Here is a 16,331-nt window from a genome sequence, read left to right as displayed (position 1 = left end):
GTGGGGGAGGAGGTGTCGCCCGGCGGGGCAAGGTAGCGGGTGTAGCCGATCTCAAAGCGCGCAACCGTGGACATGGCAGGTCTCTCGATGCGGTTGTCTCGACAGGATCCGCTGGGACGGCCGCGAGGATCTTCGCAGCTATCCGCAGCAATGATCGCGTTGTGATCCCTGCCGTGCTTTTTGGGCGCGGGGGACTTGAGCTTGAGTGTAGGGCATTTGCGCGGCGCGCGCGGCGCAAAATTGTCTTGCTGCGCACAATGCGCGCGACAGCTGTCCCAAATGCAAGAAAGCGCCTGGCGGCGCTTTCTTGCTGGCGAGAGCGCGGTGGCTCAGCGCTGGTACGGCGGCTGCACGAAGCCCGCAAAGCGCTGCTGCGTCACGGCCTTGAACTCCGCCGACTCGTAGGCCTCTCGGATGTCCTTGACGAAGGGCTTGTTCAGGTCCGCCGTCTTCACCGCGACCAGGTTCATGTAATAGTCGGGAATCTTCTCCAGCGCCAGCGCCGAGGTCAGCTTCAGGCCGGAGGCCAGCGCATAGTTGCCGTTGACGAAGGCATAGTCCACGTCGTCGAGCGAGCGCGGCAGCTGGGCGGCTTCCAGCTGGATCAGCTTGAGCTTGTGCGGGTTGGCGTCGATGTCGCGCTCGCTGGCGCGGATCGGGTCGGTGCCCGGCTTGAGCGTGACCCAGCCGATCTGCTGCAGGATGGCGATGGCGCGCGCCAGGTTGGTGGGATCGTTCGGCAGCGACACGGTATTGCCGGGCTTCACCTCGGCCAGGCCCTTGTGCTTGCGGCTGTAGATGCCGATCGGCGCGGTCGGCACCTGGATCACGTCGGTCAGCGCCAGCTTGCGGTCGGCCGAGAACTTCTTCAGGTAGGCCACGTGCTGGAACGCATTGGCGTCGATGGCGCCGTCGGCCAGCGCCAGGTTGGGCTGCACGTAGTCGCTGAACTCAATGATGGTGACCTTGTAGCCGCGCTTTTCCAGCACCGGCTTCACGCCATAGCGGATCTGGTCGGCGTAGGGGCCGGCGGTGGCGCCGAAGCGGATTTCCTTCTTGTCCGGATCGGCCGCGCCCGCACCCTGCATCACGCCCAGTGCCAGCACCGCTGCCGCCAGCCGTGCGACGAAGCCGAATTTCCCGTATTGCATCTGATGCTCCCCGTTATGTTGTTGGAGGCCGGCAGCGTCCCGCCGCGGCGTCGGCTCATTGTATGGAAAGGCAGGCAATAGGCGAACGAGTTATTACGCATGGTCATATGCCGCTGGTGAATAAGGGCGCCGGCGCCTGGCTGCACTACGCTGAAGGACAGCGTCACCCGTATGGAGGCCGCCATGCCCGAACAACTTACCCGGCATCCCGAAGTCACGATCCAGGTCTTGCGCAGCGCCGGGGCCAGCTGCGGCGAGGGCGCCCCGCAGGCCATCCTCAAGGCCTGCCCGCGCGAGCGCTTCTGCAAGCTGCCGGGCGGGGAGATCTGCGTGTATGGCCTGGACGGGGCGCAGGCGATGACGCAGTTCACGGCTGCCGACTGGCAGTCGCTCGCGCCCCTTGCGCGGGGCCGTGCAGAGGTTGCGGCCGCGGCGGGCTGGGAGGGGACCACTGCCGCGGTGTTCATTGCCGGGCTTGCCGCTGGTGCGCTGGCGGCCGCAGCCCTGGCGCGCTGGCGGCGCAGCCGTGGCCGTGGTTGACGTGCCCGTGCTGGCACGGTGTTTGCGGCTTTCTCAGGTCATGACACCGATGCAGTCCGCCTCCAATCGTTTCCGCCGGCCAGGGCACGGCGCAGAGCGGCGCCTGTCGTGCGGGGCCGGCGCCATCCCGCGCGCGCGCGAAAGCGCACTGGCGGAAACTTTTATCCTGTTTGAAGCCGAGGCAGGCCAGAAATTGCATGCCGGGCTGGCGCGCGCAGGCCTGCATTCCTGCACATTCCTGACGCCGGTTTTGCGGTGCGCGGCGACGAGGGGAGGCGCGCAATGATGGGCGCGACGACCTTCTCGGCCATCCGCCAGCACGCGCACTGGCCCGCGTGGCGCCGTGCCATCGGCATCCTGTTCATTGCCGCGGTGCTGGCGCTGATCGCGCGCAAGCTGGGCACCATCGACTGGGACGCGGTGCTGGCCGCGCTGCGCGGCTTCAACGCCCGCACGCTGGCGCCGGCGGCGGCCTTCGTTGCGCTGAGCGGCTTGTTGTACAGCCAGTTCGACCGCCTCGGCTGCCACTATGCCGGACACCCGTTGCCGGCGCGGCGGGTGATGGCGATCTCTTATGTCAGCTACACGCTCAGCCTCAACCTCGGGGCCACGCTGGGCGGCGCGGGCGTGCGCTATCGCCTGTACACGCGCGCCGGGCTGACCCTGCCGCAGATCTGGAGCCTGTTCGTGGTGGTGGTGAGCAGCAACTGGCTCGGCTATGCCTTGCTGGCGGGGGGCATCCTGGTGGCGCAGCTGGTGGTGCTGCCGCCCGAGTGGGGCGTTCCCGCCGCGCTGACACGGGTGCTGGGCGCGCTGATGCTGGCGGTGCCGGCTGCCTACCTGGCTGCCTGTGCCACCTGGCACGGCCGGCACCGGACCGTGCGCGACCACGATATCTACGTTCCGTCGGTCGGCTTCGCGGCGCTGCAAATCCTCTTGTCGGCGGCGCACTGGATGGCGATGGCGGCGATCCTGTTTTCGCTGCTGCATACGCATGCGGGGTACTTCACGGTGCTTGGGGTATTGCTCGCGTCGGGGCTGGCGGGCGTGGTGGTGCGGATCCCCGGGGGCCTCGGCGTGATCGAGACCGTGTTCCTGACGATGCTGGGCGGCCAGGTGCCGCACGGGCTGCTGCTGGCGGCGCTGATTGCGTATCGCGCGATGTATTACCTGATTCCGCTGATGATCGGGGCGATCGGCTACTTTGTGCTGGAGGCGCACGGCAAGCGTGGTGGGGGGTAGGTTGTGCTGGCGGTATGCGACCGCCTGCCCTCACCCCCTGCCCCTCTCCCGCGAGCGGGAGAGGGGCAGGGGGTCGCTCTGACGTCGGTAGCCTGCGGTCAGGCCGCCGCCAGCGCGCGATCCAGGTCCTCGATCAGGTCATCGATATGCTCGATGCCGACCGACAGCCGCACCATGTCCTCACTGACGCCCGCTGCCTTCAGTTCCTCCGCATTGAGTTGCCGATGCGTGGTCGACGCCGGATGCGTGGCCAGCGACTTGGCATCGCCGATGTTGACCAGCCGCGTGAACAGCTGCAGCGCGTCCAGGAAGCGCGCGCCGCCTTCACGGCCGCCTTGCTTCAGGCCGAACGACAGAATGCCGGGACCGCGCCCACCCAGGTACTTCTGCACCAGCGCGTGGTCGGCATGGTCGGGCAGGCCGGCAAAGTTGACCCAGTCCACCTTGGCATGCTGCTGCAGGTGGCGGGCAATCGCCAGCGCGTTCTCGGTGATGCGGTCCAGCCGCAGCGCCAGGGTTTCGATGCCTTGCAGGATCAGGAAGGCATTGAACGGCGACAGCGCCGCGCCGGTATTGCGCAGCGGCACCACGCGCGCGCGGCCGATATAGGCGGCCGGGCCCAGCGCCTCGGTGTAGACCACGCCGTGATAGGAGACGTCGGGCTCGTTCAGGCGCTTGAAGCGTTCCTTGTGCTGGGCCCAGGGGAACTTGCCGCTGTCGATGATGGCGCCGCCGACGCTGTTGCCGTGGCCGCCCAGGTACTTGGTCAGCGAATGCACCACGATATCCGCGCCATGCTCGAACGGACGGCACAGGTAGGGCGACGGCACCGTGTTGTCGACGATCAGCGGCACGCCGTGGTTGTGCGCCACGCGCGCGATGGCTTCGATATCGACCACGTTGCCGAGCGGGTTGCCCACCGACTCCACGAAGATCGCCTTGGTGCGCGCGTCGATCAGGTCGCCGAAGCTGGCCGGGTTGCGGCCATCGGCAAAGCGGGTCTCGATGCCGGACTGCGGCAGCGTGTGCGCCAGCAGGTTGTAGGTGCCGCCATAGAGCTGGCTCGACGAGACGATGTTGTCGCCGGCCTCGGCAATGGTCTGGATCGCATACGTGATTGCCGCCATGCCGGACGCCAGCGCGAGCGCGCCCACGCCGCCCTCGAGCGCGGCCAGGCGCTGCTCGAGCACGTCGTTGGTCGGGTTCATGATGCGGCTGTAGATATTGCCGGCCACCTTCAGGTCGAACAGGTCGGCGCCGTGCTGGGCGCTGTCGAAGGCGTAGGCCACCGTCTGGTAGATGGGCACGGCCACCGCGCGCGTGGTGGGATCGGGCGAATAGCCGCCATGGACGGCCAGGGTTTCGAGTCTCATCTTCTTCTCTCTTCGTCTCGCTGTTGGGTGCCGGACCGGCGCGACGGGGCAGTGCCTGCCATGGCGCCGGGCATGCCGAGCGGTGCGCCGCGCGGGCGCACCAGGCCGTGCGATGGTACCAGCCGGCCCGCGCACGCCCCTGCGGCGTGGCCGCTATGGTTGCCGACGGCGCTCGCGCGAGGCAAGGAAGCTTATTGCATTTGGATATGCGCGGCGCCGCAGCGCAGCGGTCATGCCCCGACCGCGAGCGGCGGTTCGACCTGCCGCCAGCGCAGGTTCTCGGGCCGGCGCAGCCCCAGGTGCTCGCGCAGCGTGGTGCCCGTATAGCGCTCGCGAAAGAGCCCGCGCCGGCGCAGTTCCGGCAGCACGAGTTCGATGAAGTCATCGAGCCCGCCCGGCAGCCAGGGCGGCATCACGTTGAAGCCGTCGGCGGCCTCACCCTCGAACCACGCCTGCAGCTGGTCGGCGATGGACTGCGGCGTGCCGTGGATCGACCAATGGCCGCGCGCGGTGGCCACGCGCAGGCACAGCTGGCGGATGGTGAGCCCGTCGCGACGGGCCAGGCCGGTAACCAGCTGGAAGCGGCTCTTGGCGCCGTTCGGTTCGGCCAGGTTGTCGGGCAGCGGGCCGTCCAGCGGATAGCCGCTCAGGTCGATTCCGCCCAGGTGCTGCGACAGCAGGGCCAGCCCCACCGATGGATGGATCAGGCTTTGCAGCGCTTCGAACTTCTCCTGCGCCTCGGCCTCGCTGCGGCCCACCACCGGGAACACGCCAGGCAGGATCTTGAGTTGATCAAACGTGCGGCCATAGCGCGCGAGCCGCGCTTTCAGGCCACGATAGAAGGCCTGCGCATCGGCCAGCGACTGCTGCGCGGTGAAGATGACCTCGGCGGTGCGGGCCGCCAGTTCCTGCCCGGCCTCCGACGAGCCAGCCTGCACGATCACCGGATGGCCCTGCGGCGGGCGCGCGACGTTGAGCGGTCCGCGCACCTGGAAGTGCGCGCCGCGATGGTCGAGCGTGTGCAGCTTGTCCGCATCGAAATGCCGGCCGCTGTCCTTGTCATACAAGAAGGCATCGTCCTCCCAGGTGTCCCACAGCCCGGTGACCACGTCGACAAACTCTTCGGCGCGGGCGTAGCGATCCGCGTGCGCGGGATGACGTTCGAGGCTGAAGTTGCGCGCTTCGGCATCCGACCACGACGTCACCACGTTCCAGCCCGCGCGGCCGCCGCTGAGGTGGTCGAGCGAGGCGAACTTTCGCGCCACATGAAAGGGCTCGTTGTAGGTGGTGGAGACGGTCGCAACCAGGCCGATGCGCTGCGTCACTGCCGCCAGTGCCGACAGCAGTGTCAGCGGCTCGAAGGTGGCGGCGCGCGCGGTGCGCGGCAGGGTGGCATCATCCATGCCGCGGATGGCAACGCCGTCCGCCAGGAACAGCGCATCGAACCCCGCGGCCTCGGCGCGCTGCGCCAGCGCGATGTAGTGCGCCAGGTTGCGCCCGGCATCGGCCTGCGCGCCCGGATGGCGCCACCCGGCGACATGGTGCCCGGTGGCCTGGAGAAAGGCGCCCAGATGCAGCTGGCGCGCCGGCTTTTGCTGTGACATGGATCGTGCTCCCCGGAAGCAACTGGCCAAATCAGGCCGCTTGCCGTTGCGCGGCACCGGCGGACTGGTTGGCCGGCGCCGCGCCTTCGTTGCGCACGCCCGCCTTCACCGCCTTGCTGCGGCGGCCATCCACGCCGACCGGGATGTCGCCGGCCACGGTGGCCCGGCGTACCACGCGGTGCGCGTCGCCATAGTCGTTGATGGCGTAGTGCTGGGTGGCGCGGTTGTCCCAGATGGCGACGTCGCCCGCGCGCCAGCGCCAGCGCACGGTGTTCTCCAGCCGGTGCACATGGCCCTGCAGCACGGCAATCAGGTGCGCCGAATCGGCCGACGAGTAGTCCAGCAGCTTCTTGACGAAGTGGCCCAGCACCAGCGTGCGTTCACCGGTTTCCGGATGCACGCGCACCACCGGGTGCTCGGTCTCGTAGAGCGCCGAGGTAAATAGCTCGCGGTAGCGCTTCAACCCTTCGTCGCTCGGATTGACGCGCGTGGCCGTGTAGTCGTAGTCGTTGGTGTGCAGTGCCCACAGCTTGTCGGCCAGTTCGCGCAGCGGCTCGGGCAGGTCCTGGTACGCGGCAGCGGTGTTGGCCCACACCGTGTCGCCGCCGGCGGCGGGAACGGTCACGGCGCGCAGCACCGAGACCGCGGGGTAGGCCAGGTCGAAGGTCACGTCGGTATGCCAGGAATTGGCGCGGCCGCCGTGCTGCGAGTCGAGCTCAAGCAGTTGCGTGCCGTCGCGCGAGGGCACGGTCGGGTGCGGCACGGTGTCGCCGAACAGGCGCGCAAAGCCCTGCTGCGCGGCATCGTCCAGATGGACCTGGTCGCGGAAGAACAGCACCTTGTGCCTGAGCAAGGCTGCGCGGATGGCGGCGAAGGTGGCGGGCGGCAGGTCGCCGTGCAGCGCGACGCCGCGGATCTCGGCGCCGATGCGGCCGGCAACCGGGTGGATGTCGAGCTGGACGGTCTGGTCTTGCGTGGCGTTGGCTTGGGTCATCGCGAAGCTCCGGGGATGTAAGAGGGTTGGGTCAGGCGAGTTCAGGTTCGGGGGTCCGCTGCACGACAGGCTCCGGCCCGGCGAATTCGCGCAGCACGGCATCGCGCACGCGCGCGAAGGGAAGTCCGGCGCGTTCGCGCGGATGCGGCAGGTCCACCGGCAGGATGCGGCGGATGCGGCCGGGCCGGGGTTCCATCACCACCACGCGGTCGCCCAGGAAGACGGCTTCCTCGACATCGTGGGTGACCAGGATCATGGTGATGCCCTCGGCCTGCCAGATGCGCTGCAGTTCCTGCTGCAGGTAGGCCCGCGTCATCGCGTCGAGCGCGCCGAAGGGCTCGTCGAGCAGCAGGATCTCGGGGCGCGTCACCAGTGCCCGCGCAATCGCCACGCGCTGCGACATGCCGCCAGAGAGCTGGTGCGGATAGGCCTGCTCGAAGCCGCGCAGGCCAACCAGCGCGATATGCTCGGCAACGTTGCGGTCTTTCTCCGCGTCGCTGCCCGGCGTGTTGAGCAGCGCCAGCCGGATGTTCTGTTCCACCGACAGCCATGGGAACAGGCGATGCTCCTGGAACACGATGCCGCGCTGCAGGCTGGTGCCCGATACGCGCTTGCCGTCCAGCAGGATCTTGCCGCGGTAGTCCTCTTCCAGGCCCACCACCAGCCGCAGCAGGGTGGACTTGCCGCAGCCGCTGGCGCCGACGATGCTGACGAACTCTCCCGGGGCGATGGTCAGGGTGATGTCCTCGAGCACGGGCAGCGCCCGGCCCTCGACTTCGTACTGCTTGTGCAGGTGCGCGATGCTTAGCGTGCCGGCATGTGGCATTTGCGGTCTCCGTTCAATAAGGTGCAGCGTGGCTCAGCCCGCTGCCACCGAGCGCCCGCGCCAGGCGAGCAGGCGCGATTCGATGCTGCTGGCAATCCAGTTCAGCGTGAAGCCGACCAGGCCGACCACGATCACGCCGAAGATCACCAGGTCCATCCAGAAGTTCTCGCGGCCGTCGGTCATGGTGTTGCCGATGCCCTTGCCGGATACCAGCAGGTACTCGGCGCCGAGCGTCGCCAGCCACGCATAGATCAGCGCCAGGTGGATGCCGGCGAAGATCGACGGGGCCGCCGACGGCAACACCACGCGCCACAGCACCTGGGTGCGGCTGAATCGCAGGACGCGCGCAACCTCGAGCAGGTCGGCCGGCACGGCGCGGATGCCTTCGAAGGTGTTCAGCACCACCGGGAAGAATGCGGCCAGAGACAGGAACACCACCTTGGCGGCATCGCCCAGCCCGAACCAGACCGAGATCAGCGGGATCCATGCAAACAGCGAGATCTGCTTGACCGTGTGAAAGCTCGGACCGACCAGGCGCTCGAACAGGCGCGACAGGCCCAGCGCCGTGCCGAACACCAGTCCGGCGCTGGCGCCGATGGCAAAGCCGGCCAGGTCGCGCCACAGGCTGGCGGCCAATGCCGTGGCCAGCGCGCCGCTCTGCAGCTGGCGCACCGCGGTGTCCCAGACGCTGGATACCGGCACCAGCAGCGGCGAAGTGGTCCAGCCAAAGCGCACGGCGGCCCACCACAGCGCGAGCAGCGCGAGCGGCAGCACCCAGCCGCGCAAGGCGCGGGGCAGGCGAATACGGGGGCGGATAGCGGAAGTGGTCATCGCGGCCTCGCCTCAGAAGCCCGGCTTGCGCCAGCGCAGTACCGCGCCTTCGGCCAGCGCCAGGGTCTTGTCCAGTGCAAAGCCCACCACGCCCACCACCACCACGGCGGCCAGCACCATGTCGAGCTGGAACAGCTGGCGCCCGTAGACGATCATGTAGCCCAGCCCCTCGGACGAGGCCAGCAGCTCCACCACCACCAGTGCCAGCCACGCGTGCGTCAGGCCGTAGCGCACGCCGTTCCACACCGGCGCGGCCGCGGCGGGCAGCACCACGCGCGACAGCGTCTGCCAGCGCGTGAGCTGCAACACCCGCGCCACTTCCAGGTAGCGGGTCGGCACGCTGCCGATGCCCTTGTACGTGTTCAGCGCCACCGGCACGAAGGCGGCCTTGGCGATCAGGATCACCTTGAGCGCTTCGTCGATGCCGACCAGCAGCATCAGCAACGGCAGCCAGCCCAGCACCGGCACCTGGCTGAACGCCTTGAAAGTCGGGTAGACGTAGTCGCGCAACGTCGGCGACAGGCCCATGGCCGCGCCCAGCGCCAGGCCACCGGCCAGCCCCACGGCGAAGCCGCCGGCCACGCGCAGCGCGCTGATGGCCAGGTTGGCCTGCAGTTCACCGCTTTGCCAGAGGTCGGCCAGCGTGCGTGCGACGTCCTCGGGTGCGGGCAGCACCTGCGGCGGAATCCAGGCATTGCGGGCGGCCACGTACCAGACCAGCAGCAGCGCCAGCGGCACCGGCCAGGCCAGCAGCCAGCGTGTGGCATCCTGCCAGCGCAGTGGCTTGCGTGAGGAAGGCGCGCGCGGTGCTGCTGCGGCGGGCAGTGAAAGCGATTCGGCGACGGACATGGTGTCAGGCTCCCAGGATCTTGCCGTTGGGCTGGTAGACGGGCCAGTAGCTCTGCAGGCTCAGGTCGTTGAGTGCGGCCTTCAGGAAGCGCTGGTCGATCCACTGGTCCACGTCAAAGCGCGTACGGCTCAGCTTGAAGCGATAGGCCTGCTCGACCGCATCCTTGTAGCGGCTGACCAGGAAGGGATCGAAATTCGGGTTCAGCCGCACCCGCAGCGGCTCGCCGTCGAAGTCCTCCTTCCAGTGGTCATAAGGCGTACCCGCGCGCGCCCAGGTGCGCAGCACCTCCTCGCGATGGCTCTCGTCCGAGGCCCACCGCGCCGCCTCGACCGTGGCCTTCACCAGGTGCTGCGTGGCTTCCGGATAGCGCCCGGCGAAATCGTCGCTCACCAGCACGTGGCTTTGCCGTGTGTAGATCGGCGACTGGTTCTTGCTGGAGTACAGGATGCGCACCGCGCCCTTGTCGCGCAGGCGCAGGATGTCCATGGCGCCGATGGCGGCGTCGATGTCGCGCGTGGACAGCGCCGCCAGGTAGCCGGCCGTGTCCAGGTTGAGCAGGCGCAGGTCCTTGTCCGACAGCCCGTTCGCGTCCAGCAGGCGCAGCGCCGGCAGATGCATGTTGGTGCCCTTGAACAGCGACACGCGCTTGCCGCGCAGGTCGCTGACCGTCTTCAGCGGCGAATCGGGCGGCACCCCCACGTAGATGTTGGCGCGCACTCCAGTGGCCAGCACCAGCCGCGTCTTCAGGCCCGCGGAGCGCGCCACGATGGACGGCAGGTCGCCCTGCAGCGCGAAGTCGAGCTGGCGGTTGGCCAGCGCCTCGTTGACGGCGGGGCCGGCGCCCTTGAAGAAGAACCACTCCACGCGCGTGCCGGTCGGCTTGAACGATTCCTCGAGCCAGCCGCGCGCATGGGCAATCGCCAGCGAACTGCCGGCAAAGCCGGGCGGGGTGCCGGTGGCGGGCTGGGCCACGCCGACGCGGATCACGTCGGGCCGCGCGGCCGGGCTGGCGCTGAACGCGGACAGCGGCGACAGCGACGCGGCCATGCCCAGCCCGGACCAGGCCGCGCAGCGCAGCAGCTCGCGGCGGGTCAGCGTGGGTGCAGCGGTGGCATCTGGGCGCGGGGTCGTCATCGTGCAGACCTTCTTGAAGTGGAGGACGGCTCCACGATAAGCGGCGCTGCGCGCGGACCTGAACGAATGATTCCGGCTTTGGTTATCGGCCCCGCGCATATGGCGCGCAGCGCGGCGTTGGCATATCGGCATGCATTCTTCTTCGTTGGCCGAGTGCCGGTGCTGTCCTACAGTCTGCGCATTTTGATCGCTACCAGACTGACCACGCCCTCACGATGAGCAATGACCTGACTTCCGGCCGCCGGCGCTTCCTGCAGCGCGGGGCGGTGCTGGGCGCCGCCGCGGCCGGCGCCGCCACTGCGGCGCGCGCTGAGCCCCTGACGGTTGCGCCGTGGACGCGCACGCCGGGCGAGCCCGTGCTGTGGCATGCCTACGGCCAGCCGTCCCCGTTCGAGAAAGACGTGGTGCGGCGCAGCCGCAGCGAGGCGCCGCTTCCCGGCGCCAACTCGTCGATGACGCCGCTGCAGGACCTGCGCGGCATCATCACGCCGACCGGGCTGGTGTTCGAGCGCCATCACGCCGGCATCCCGCTGATCGACCCGGCGCAGCACCGGCTGGCGGTGCACGGGCTGGTGGCGCGCCCGCGCATCTTCACCATGGACGACCTGGTGCGCCTGCCGTCGGTATCGCGCATCCATTTCCTGGAGTGCTCGGGCAACACCGGACGCGAGTGGAAGGCGCCCGGCGCCAAGTCCGTGCAGATCAGCCACGGCCTGCTGTCTTGCTGTGAGTGGACCGGCGTGCCGTTGTCCGTGGTGCTCGATGAAGTCGGCGTGGCGCCGGATGCGGCCTGGGTGCTGGCCGAAGGCGCCGATGGCGCAGCCATGACGCGCAGCGTGCCGCTGGCCAAGGCGCTGGAAGATGCAATGCTGGTCTATGCGCAGAACGGCGAGATGCTGCGGCCCGAGCATGGCTATCCGCTGCGGCTGTTCCTGCCGGGCTATGAGGGCAACATGTCCATCAAGTGGCTGCGGCGCCTGAAGCTGGGGCGCGCGCCGTTCATGTCGCGCGAAGAGACGTCGAAGTACACGGACTCCTTGCCCGACGGCAGCGCGCGGCAGTTCACCTTCCTGATGGACGTGAAGTCCGTGATTACCTTCCCCGCGCCGGATCACAGACTGCGTGAGCGCGGGTTCTATGAGATCTCGGGCCTGGCGTGGTCGGGCCATGGGCGCATCCGCCGCGTCGAGGTGTCGGTCGACGGTGGCCGCAGCTGGCGCGAGGCGCAGTTGCAGGAGCCGGTGCTGGACCGCGCGCTGGTGCGCTTCCGCCTGCCGTGGCGCTGGGATGGCGGGCCAGCTTCGCTGGAGAGCCGCGCCATCGACGAAGCCGGCAACGTCCAGCCCACGCCGGACCAGCTGGTGGCCGCGCGCGGCGTGGCTTCCACCTATCACTACAACGCGATCCAGCGCTGGCGCGTGGCCGCGGACGGGAGTATTGCCAATGCGCGCGCTTGAACGAATCAGTGGCGCCGCCGCCGTGCTGGCGCTGGCTTGCGCGGCCCAACCGGTCCTTGCGCAGGCCTACGGCATAGGCCGCCCCGCCAGCGAGCGCGACCTTGCCGCGTGGAATATCGACGTGACCCCGGACGGCACGGGCCTGCCGCCGGGCAGCGGCACGGTCGCGCGTGGCCAGCAGGTCTATGCGCAGCACTGTGCCGCATGTCACGGCGTCAATGGCGAAGGCAAGCCGGCCGATGCGCTGGTGGGCGGGCAGGGCACGCTGAAGGACGCCGCCAGGGGCAAGGACCCGGTCAAGACCATCGGCAGCTTCTGGCCTTATGCGACCACGGTATTCGACTTCATCAACCGTGCCATGCCCTACAACGCGCCGCAGAGCCTGGCACCGGACGAGGTCTATGCCGTCACCGCGTGGCTGCTGCACAAGAACGGCATCCTGCCCGCGGATGCGGTGCTGGACGCGCGCACGCTGCCGCAGGTGAAGATGCCGAACCGCGATGGCTTTGTCGCCGACGCGCGCCCGGATACGGCCAACGTGCCGTGCCGCAGCGCTTGCCCCGGCAAGCCCTGATGGCTGGCAAATGTCGAGACATGGATATGCGATAAGCGGATAAGGGCCAGCAATATGATTCGTTGACGGTGCAATGGCCGGCTCTCTACAGTGCAAGCTTGTACGCGGCATCCCGGATGCCGCATCGGTTTCCCCCGTGCCAGAGCTTGCCATGACGACCGCAACCGCCCACGCCAGTGTTTCGCGCCAGCAGAGCGCGCCGCTTTCCACCGCATTGTCAGCAGACGCGGGCAACTTCGAGATCCGTCCGCTGGACGCGCCGCTGGGCGCGGAAGTGATCGGGCTCGACTTGTCGCAGCCGCTGTCCGACGCGGATGTTGTCCGCATCCATCGCGCCCACCTCGACTATCACGTGGTGGTGTTCCGCGACCAGCAGATCACGCCCGCGCAGCAGATCGATTTCAGCCGCCGCTTCGGGCCGTTGCAGATCCACGTGCTGCACCAGTTCCAGCTGCCGGGCCATGCGGAAGTGCTGGTGGTGTCCAACGTGGTCGAGAACGGCAAGCCGATCGGGCTCGGCGATGCCGGCCACTTCTGGCATTCGGACCTGTCGTACAAGGAAAAGCCCAGCCTCGGTTCGCTGCTGCATGCGCGCGAGCTGCCCGCCGAAGGCGGCGACACGCTGTTCGCCAACATGCATCTGGCCTGGGACACGCTGCCGTCGGCGCTGCAACGCGCCGTCGATGGCCTGCACGCCGAGCACACCTACCTGGCGCGCTATGCCGAGCTGCAGCAGCGCAGCCCGTGGCGGCCCGACCTGACGCCGGAGCAGATCGCGCAGGTCAGGCCGGTGCTGCAGCCGGTGGTGCGCACCCATCCGGAGACAGGGCGCAAGGCGCTCTTTGTCAGCGAGCACTTCACCACCCGCATCGTCGGCCTGCCCGAGCAGGAAAGCCGCGACCTGCTGGACCAGTTGTTCGCGCACAGCGTCAAGCCCGCCCACATCTACCGCCACCAGTGGCAGCCACATGACCTGGTGTTCTGGGACAACCGCTCGCTGCTGCATCTTGCCGCGGGCTGTCCGCCGGAACAGCGGCGCGTGATGTACCGCACCACCATCGAAGGCGACGTGCCGCGCTGAAGGCGGCAACGGTGTCGCAAGTCATCCCAGGGCGCTCGCAGCGGCGAGCGCCAATCCACTGTATTTCCCGGAGTTCTGTCATGTTTTCTCGTTTTTCCCGCAAGCTCGGCCTGCTGGCGCTGAGCGCCGGCCTGGCCATCACCGGCAACGCGCACGCCGAAGGCAAGCTGCGCATCGCCGAGCAGTTTGGCGTGGTCTACCTGCTGCTCAACGTGGCGCGCGACCAGCAGCTGATTGAAAAGCACGGCAAGCAGCAGGGTGTCGACATCAAGGTCGAATGGACGCAACTGTCGGGCGGCGCCGCGGTCAATGACGCGCTGCTGTCCGGTGCCATCGATATCGCCGGCGCCGGCGTGGGCCCGCTGCTGACGCTGTGGGACCGCACCCACGGCAAGCAGAACGTGCGGGGCGTGGCATCGCTGGGCAACTTCCCGTACTACCTGGTCAGCAACAACCCCAAGGTGAAGTCGATTGCCGACTTCACCGAGAAGGACCGCATCGCGCTGCCGGCGGTGGGCGTTTCGGTGCAGTCGCGCGTGCTGCAACTGGCTGCGGCCAGGCAATGGGGCGACAAGGAATACAACCGCCTCGACAAGTGGACCGTGGCGGTGCCGCACCCGGATGCCGCCGCGGCGATCATTTCCGGCGGCACCGAGATCACCGGCCACTTCGGCAATCCGCCGTTCCAGGAGCAGGAACTGGCGGGCAACCCCAACGCGCGTATCGTGCTGAATTCGTATGACGTGCTGGGCGGTCCGAGTTCTTCCACGGTGCTGTACGCGACCGAGAAGTTCCGCAGCGACAACCCCAAGACCTATCGCGCCTTCGTCGATGCGCTGGCCGAGGCCGCGGCCTTTGCCACCGCCAATCCGGAAGCGGCCGCCGACATCTACCTGCGGCAGAGCAAGGCCAAAACCGACCGCGCGCTGCTGCTGCGCGTGCTGAAGAATCCGCAGGTGCAGTTCCGCGTGGCGCCGCAGAACACCTTTGCGCTGGCCGCTTTCATGCACCGCGTTGGCGCGATCCGCAACCAGCCCAAGTCCTGGCAGGACTACTTCTTCCAGGACCCGGTCACCGCGCAGGGGAGCTGAGCATGGCCACCCATAACCTGCGCGTGGTGTCGGAGCGCGCCACGCCGTTGCTGCAGGTCGATGGCGTGTCGCTGGAATACCGGACGCCCGAGCGCATCGTGCGCGCCACCCATCGTGTCAGCTTCGACGTGCATGCCGGCGACCGCTTCGTGCTGCTGGGCCCGTCCGGCTGCGGCAAGTCCACGCTGCTGAAGGCGGTTGCCGGGTTCGTTCCGCCCAGCGAGGGCGAGATCCGGCTTGAAGGCCGGCGTGTGCTGCAGCCCGGCCCGGACCGCATCGTGGTGTTCCAGGAGTTCGACCAGCTGCCGCCGTGGCAGACGGTGGCGCAGAACGTGATGTTCCCGCTGCGGCAGGCGCGCAAGCTGTCGCGGGCGGAGGCGCGCGAGCTGGCGCTGGACAGCCTGGACAAGGTGGGGCTGGCCGGTTTTGCCGATGCCTATCCGCATACGCTGTCGGGCGGCATGAAGCAGCGCGTGGCGATCGCGCGCGCGCTGGCGATGCGCCCCAAGGTGCTGCTGATGGACGAGCCCTTTGCCGCGCTGGACGCGCTCACGCGCCGGCGCATGCAGGAAGAGCTGCTGGCGCTGTGCGACGACGCGGGCTTCACGCTGCTGTTTGTCACGCATTCGATCGAAGAGGCGCTGGTGGTGGGCAGCCGCATCCTGCTGCTGTCGCCGCACCCGGGCCGCGTGCGCGCGGAACTCAACAGCCACCAGTTCAGCCTGGCCAGCCAGGGCGGCGCCGAATTCCAGGCCGCCGCGCAACGCATCCATACCTTGCTGTTCGACGAGCCCGCCGCCGAGGCCGCGCCGCGTGCGCGCAGCGCGGCGGGCCGCTGAACCGGGACATCGCATCATGACGCAACCGACACTGACACTGGCCGACACGCTTCGGCCCGAATACGAACGCGAGCCTGAACCCTTCACCGAAGCCCCGCTTGCGCGCGCGCTGCCGTGGCACCAGCGCCTGTGGCAACACGGCTGGCTGCGCAAGGCGGTGATCCTGCTGGCGCTGGGGCTGATCTGGGAGCTGGTGGCGCGCGTACAGGACAACGACCTGCTGCTGCCGTCATGCCTGGCCACGATGCGCGCCTTCGGCGACGCGGTGGCCAGCGGCGAGCTGCCGGGCAAGGCGGCGATTTCGCTGTCGGTGCTGCTGCGCGGCTATGCGGCCGGCATCGTGCTGGCGTTCGTGCTGACCTCGCTGGCGGTGTCCACGCGCTTCGGGCGCGATGTGCTGGACACGCTCACCGCCATGTTCAACCCGCTGCCGGCGATCGCGCTGTTGCCGCTGGCGCTGCTGTGGTTCGGGCTGGGCACCAAAAGCCTGGTCTTCGTGCTGGTCCATTCGGTGCTGTGGCCGCTGGCGCTGAACATGTACGCGGGCTTCCGGGCGGTGCCGCCGACGCTGCGCATGGCGGGCCGCAACTACGGCCTGCGCGGGCTGCGCTATGTCGCGCTGGTGCTGGTGCCGGCGGCGCTGCCGGCGATCCTGTCGGGCCTGAAGATCGGCTGGGCCTTTGCGTGGCGCACGCTGATCGCGGCCGAGCTGGTGTTCGGCGCGTCGTCGGGGCAGGGCGGGCT

At 68.7% G+C, this 16,331-nt stretch carries 17 protein-coding genes; 9 read left to right on the top strand and 8 right to left on the bottom strand.

The features are described from left to right. Nucleotides 1-329: 329 nt before the first annotated feature. A complete protein-coding gene (locus AC3WQZ_RS33940) occupies nucleotides 330-1,151 on the bottom strand; it encodes a MetQ/NlpA family ABC transporter substrate-binding protein (RefSeq protein ID WP_010810904.1) in 822 nt (273 codons plus the stop codon). Between the two features lie 183 nt (nucleotides 1,152-1,334). Here AC3WQZ_RS33940 and AC3WQZ_RS33935 point away from each other — a divergent pair, with 183 nt between their 5' ends. Genes AC3WQZ_RS33935 through AC3WQZ_RS33925 form a run of 3 tightly spaced genes read left to right on the top strand, consistent with a single transcriptional unit; the run spans nucleotide 1,335 to nucleotide 2,933 of the window. Continuing rightward, the gene (locus AC3WQZ_RS33935) at nucleotides 1,335-1,691 is read left to right on the top strand and encodes a hypothetical protein (protein ID WP_037024789.1); all 357 of its coding nucleotides are present in this window, start codon (nucleotides 1,335-1,337) and stop codon (nucleotides 1,689-1,691) included. After that, complete coding sequence (locus AC3WQZ_RS33930) at nucleotides 1,678-1,977, top strand: hypothetical protein (RefSeq protein ID WP_144062260.1); 300 nt, start codon at nucleotides 1,678-1,680, stop codon at nucleotides 1,975-1,977. The genes AC3WQZ_RS33935 and AC3WQZ_RS33930 overlap by 14 nt, the downstream gene beginning before the upstream one ends. Next, a complete protein-coding gene (locus tag AC3WQZ_RS33925) occupies nucleotides 1,974-2,933 on the top strand; it encodes a lysylphosphatidylglycerol synthase domain-containing protein (protein ID WP_010810906.1) in 960 nt (319 codons plus the stop codon). Before AC3WQZ_RS33930 ends, AC3WQZ_RS33925 begins: the two co-directional genes overlap by 4 nt. Before the next feature lie 98 nt (nucleotides 2,934-3,031). Here the strand turns inward: AC3WQZ_RS33925 and AC3WQZ_RS33920 are convergent, their stop codons facing one another. The 7 genes from AC3WQZ_RS33920 to AC3WQZ_RS33890 form a co-directional block, all read right to left on the bottom strand. Further along, nucleotides 3,032-4,306 carry an O-acetylhomoserine aminocarboxypropyltransferase/cysteine synthase family protein gene (locus AC3WQZ_RS33920; protein ID WP_010810907.1) on the bottom strand — a complete coding sequence of 425 codons (1,275 nt, stop codon included), beginning with the start codon at nucleotides 4,304-4,306 and terminating at the stop codon, nucleotides 3,032-3,034. 230 nt (nucleotides 4,307-4,536) lie between these two features. Further along, nucleotides 4,537-5,910, bottom strand: a complete 1,374-nt coding sequence (locus AC3WQZ_RS33915) for an LLM class flavin-dependent oxidoreductase (RefSeq protein ID WP_492294855.1) — start codon at nucleotides 5,908-5,910, stop codon at nucleotides 4,537-4,539. Between the two features lie 31 nt (nucleotides 5,911-5,941). Next, complete coding sequence (locus AC3WQZ_RS33910; RefSeq protein ID WP_010810909.1) at nucleotides 5,942-6,904, bottom strand: TauD/TfdA dioxygenase family protein; 963 nt, start codon at nucleotides 6,902-6,904, stop codon at nucleotides 5,942-5,944. 31 nt (nucleotides 6,905-6,935) lie between these two features. Beyond that, complete coding sequence (locus tag AC3WQZ_RS33905; protein WP_492294853.1) at nucleotides 6,936-7,730, bottom strand: ABC transporter ATP-binding protein; 795 nt, start codon at nucleotides 7,728-7,730, stop codon at nucleotides 6,936-6,938. Nucleotides 7,731-7,763: 33 nt separating this feature from the next. Further along, nucleotides 7,764-8,561, bottom strand: a complete 798-nt coding sequence (locus AC3WQZ_RS33900; RefSeq protein WP_492302027.1) for an ABC transporter permease — start codon at nucleotides 8,559-8,561, stop codon at nucleotides 7,764-7,766. 12 nt (nucleotides 8,562-8,573) lie between these two features. After that, nucleotides 8,574-9,410: an ABC transporter permease gene (locus AC3WQZ_RS33895; protein ID WP_010810912.1), complete on the bottom strand. Its 837-nt coding sequence runs from the start codon at nucleotides 9,408-9,410 to the stop codon at nucleotides 8,574-8,576. 4 nt (nucleotides 9,411-9,414) lie between these two features. After that, nucleotides 9,415-10,545, bottom strand: a complete 1,131-nt coding sequence (locus tag AC3WQZ_RS33890; RefSeq protein WP_492302025.1) for an ABC transporter substrate-binding protein — start codon at nucleotides 10,543-10,545, stop codon at nucleotides 9,415-9,417. Between the two features lie 215 nt (nucleotides 10,546-10,760). Between AC3WQZ_RS33890 and soxC the strand changes: the two genes are divergently transcribed. From soxC to AC3WQZ_RS33860, 6 genes are all read left to right on the top strand, one after another. Next, nucleotides 10,761-12,002 carry a sulfite dehydrogenase gene (soxC, locus tag AC3WQZ_RS33885; RefSeq protein ID WP_492302023.1) on the top strand — a complete coding sequence of 414 codons (1,242 nt, stop codon included), beginning with the start codon at nucleotides 10,761-10,763 and terminating at the stop codon, nucleotides 12,000-12,002. Continuing rightward, nucleotides 11,989-12,576, top strand: coding sequence for a c-type cytochrome (locus AC3WQZ_RS33880; RefSeq protein WP_454751042.1), 588 nt, complete (start codon nucleotides 11,989-11,991; stop codon nucleotides 12,574-12,576). The genes soxC and AC3WQZ_RS33880 overlap by 14 nt, the downstream gene beginning before the upstream one ends. Before the next feature lie 151 nt (nucleotides 12,577-12,727). Next, nucleotides 12,728-13,657 (top strand): TauD/TfdA dioxygenase family protein, encoded by a 930-nt coding sequence (locus AC3WQZ_RS33875; protein WP_010810916.1) that lies wholly within the window; start codon nucleotides 12,728-12,730, stop codon nucleotides 13,655-13,657. An 80-nt stretch (nucleotides 13,658-13,737) separates the two neighbouring features. Further along, nucleotides 13,738-14,748 carry an ABC transporter substrate-binding protein gene (locus AC3WQZ_RS33870; RefSeq protein WP_010810917.1) on the top strand — a complete coding sequence of 337 codons (1,011 nt, stop codon included), beginning with the start codon at nucleotides 13,738-13,740 and terminating at the stop codon, nucleotides 14,746-14,748. Nucleotides 14,749-14,750: 2 nt separating this feature from the next. After that, a complete protein-coding gene (locus tag AC3WQZ_RS33865) occupies nucleotides 14,751-15,587 on the top strand; it encodes an ABC transporter ATP-binding protein (protein ID WP_492302021.1) in 837 nt (278 codons plus the stop codon). Nucleotides 15,588-15,603: 16 nt separating this feature from the next. After that, a partial coding sequence (locus AC3WQZ_RS33860; protein ID WP_492302019.1) for an ABC transporter permease occupies nucleotides 15,604-16,331 on the top strand: 728 nt, incomplete at its 3' end.

It is taken from the genome of Cupriavidus sp. FW305-26 (genome assembly GCF_058787975.1).
This window is presented reverse-complemented; position numbering and strand designations above follow the sequence as displayed.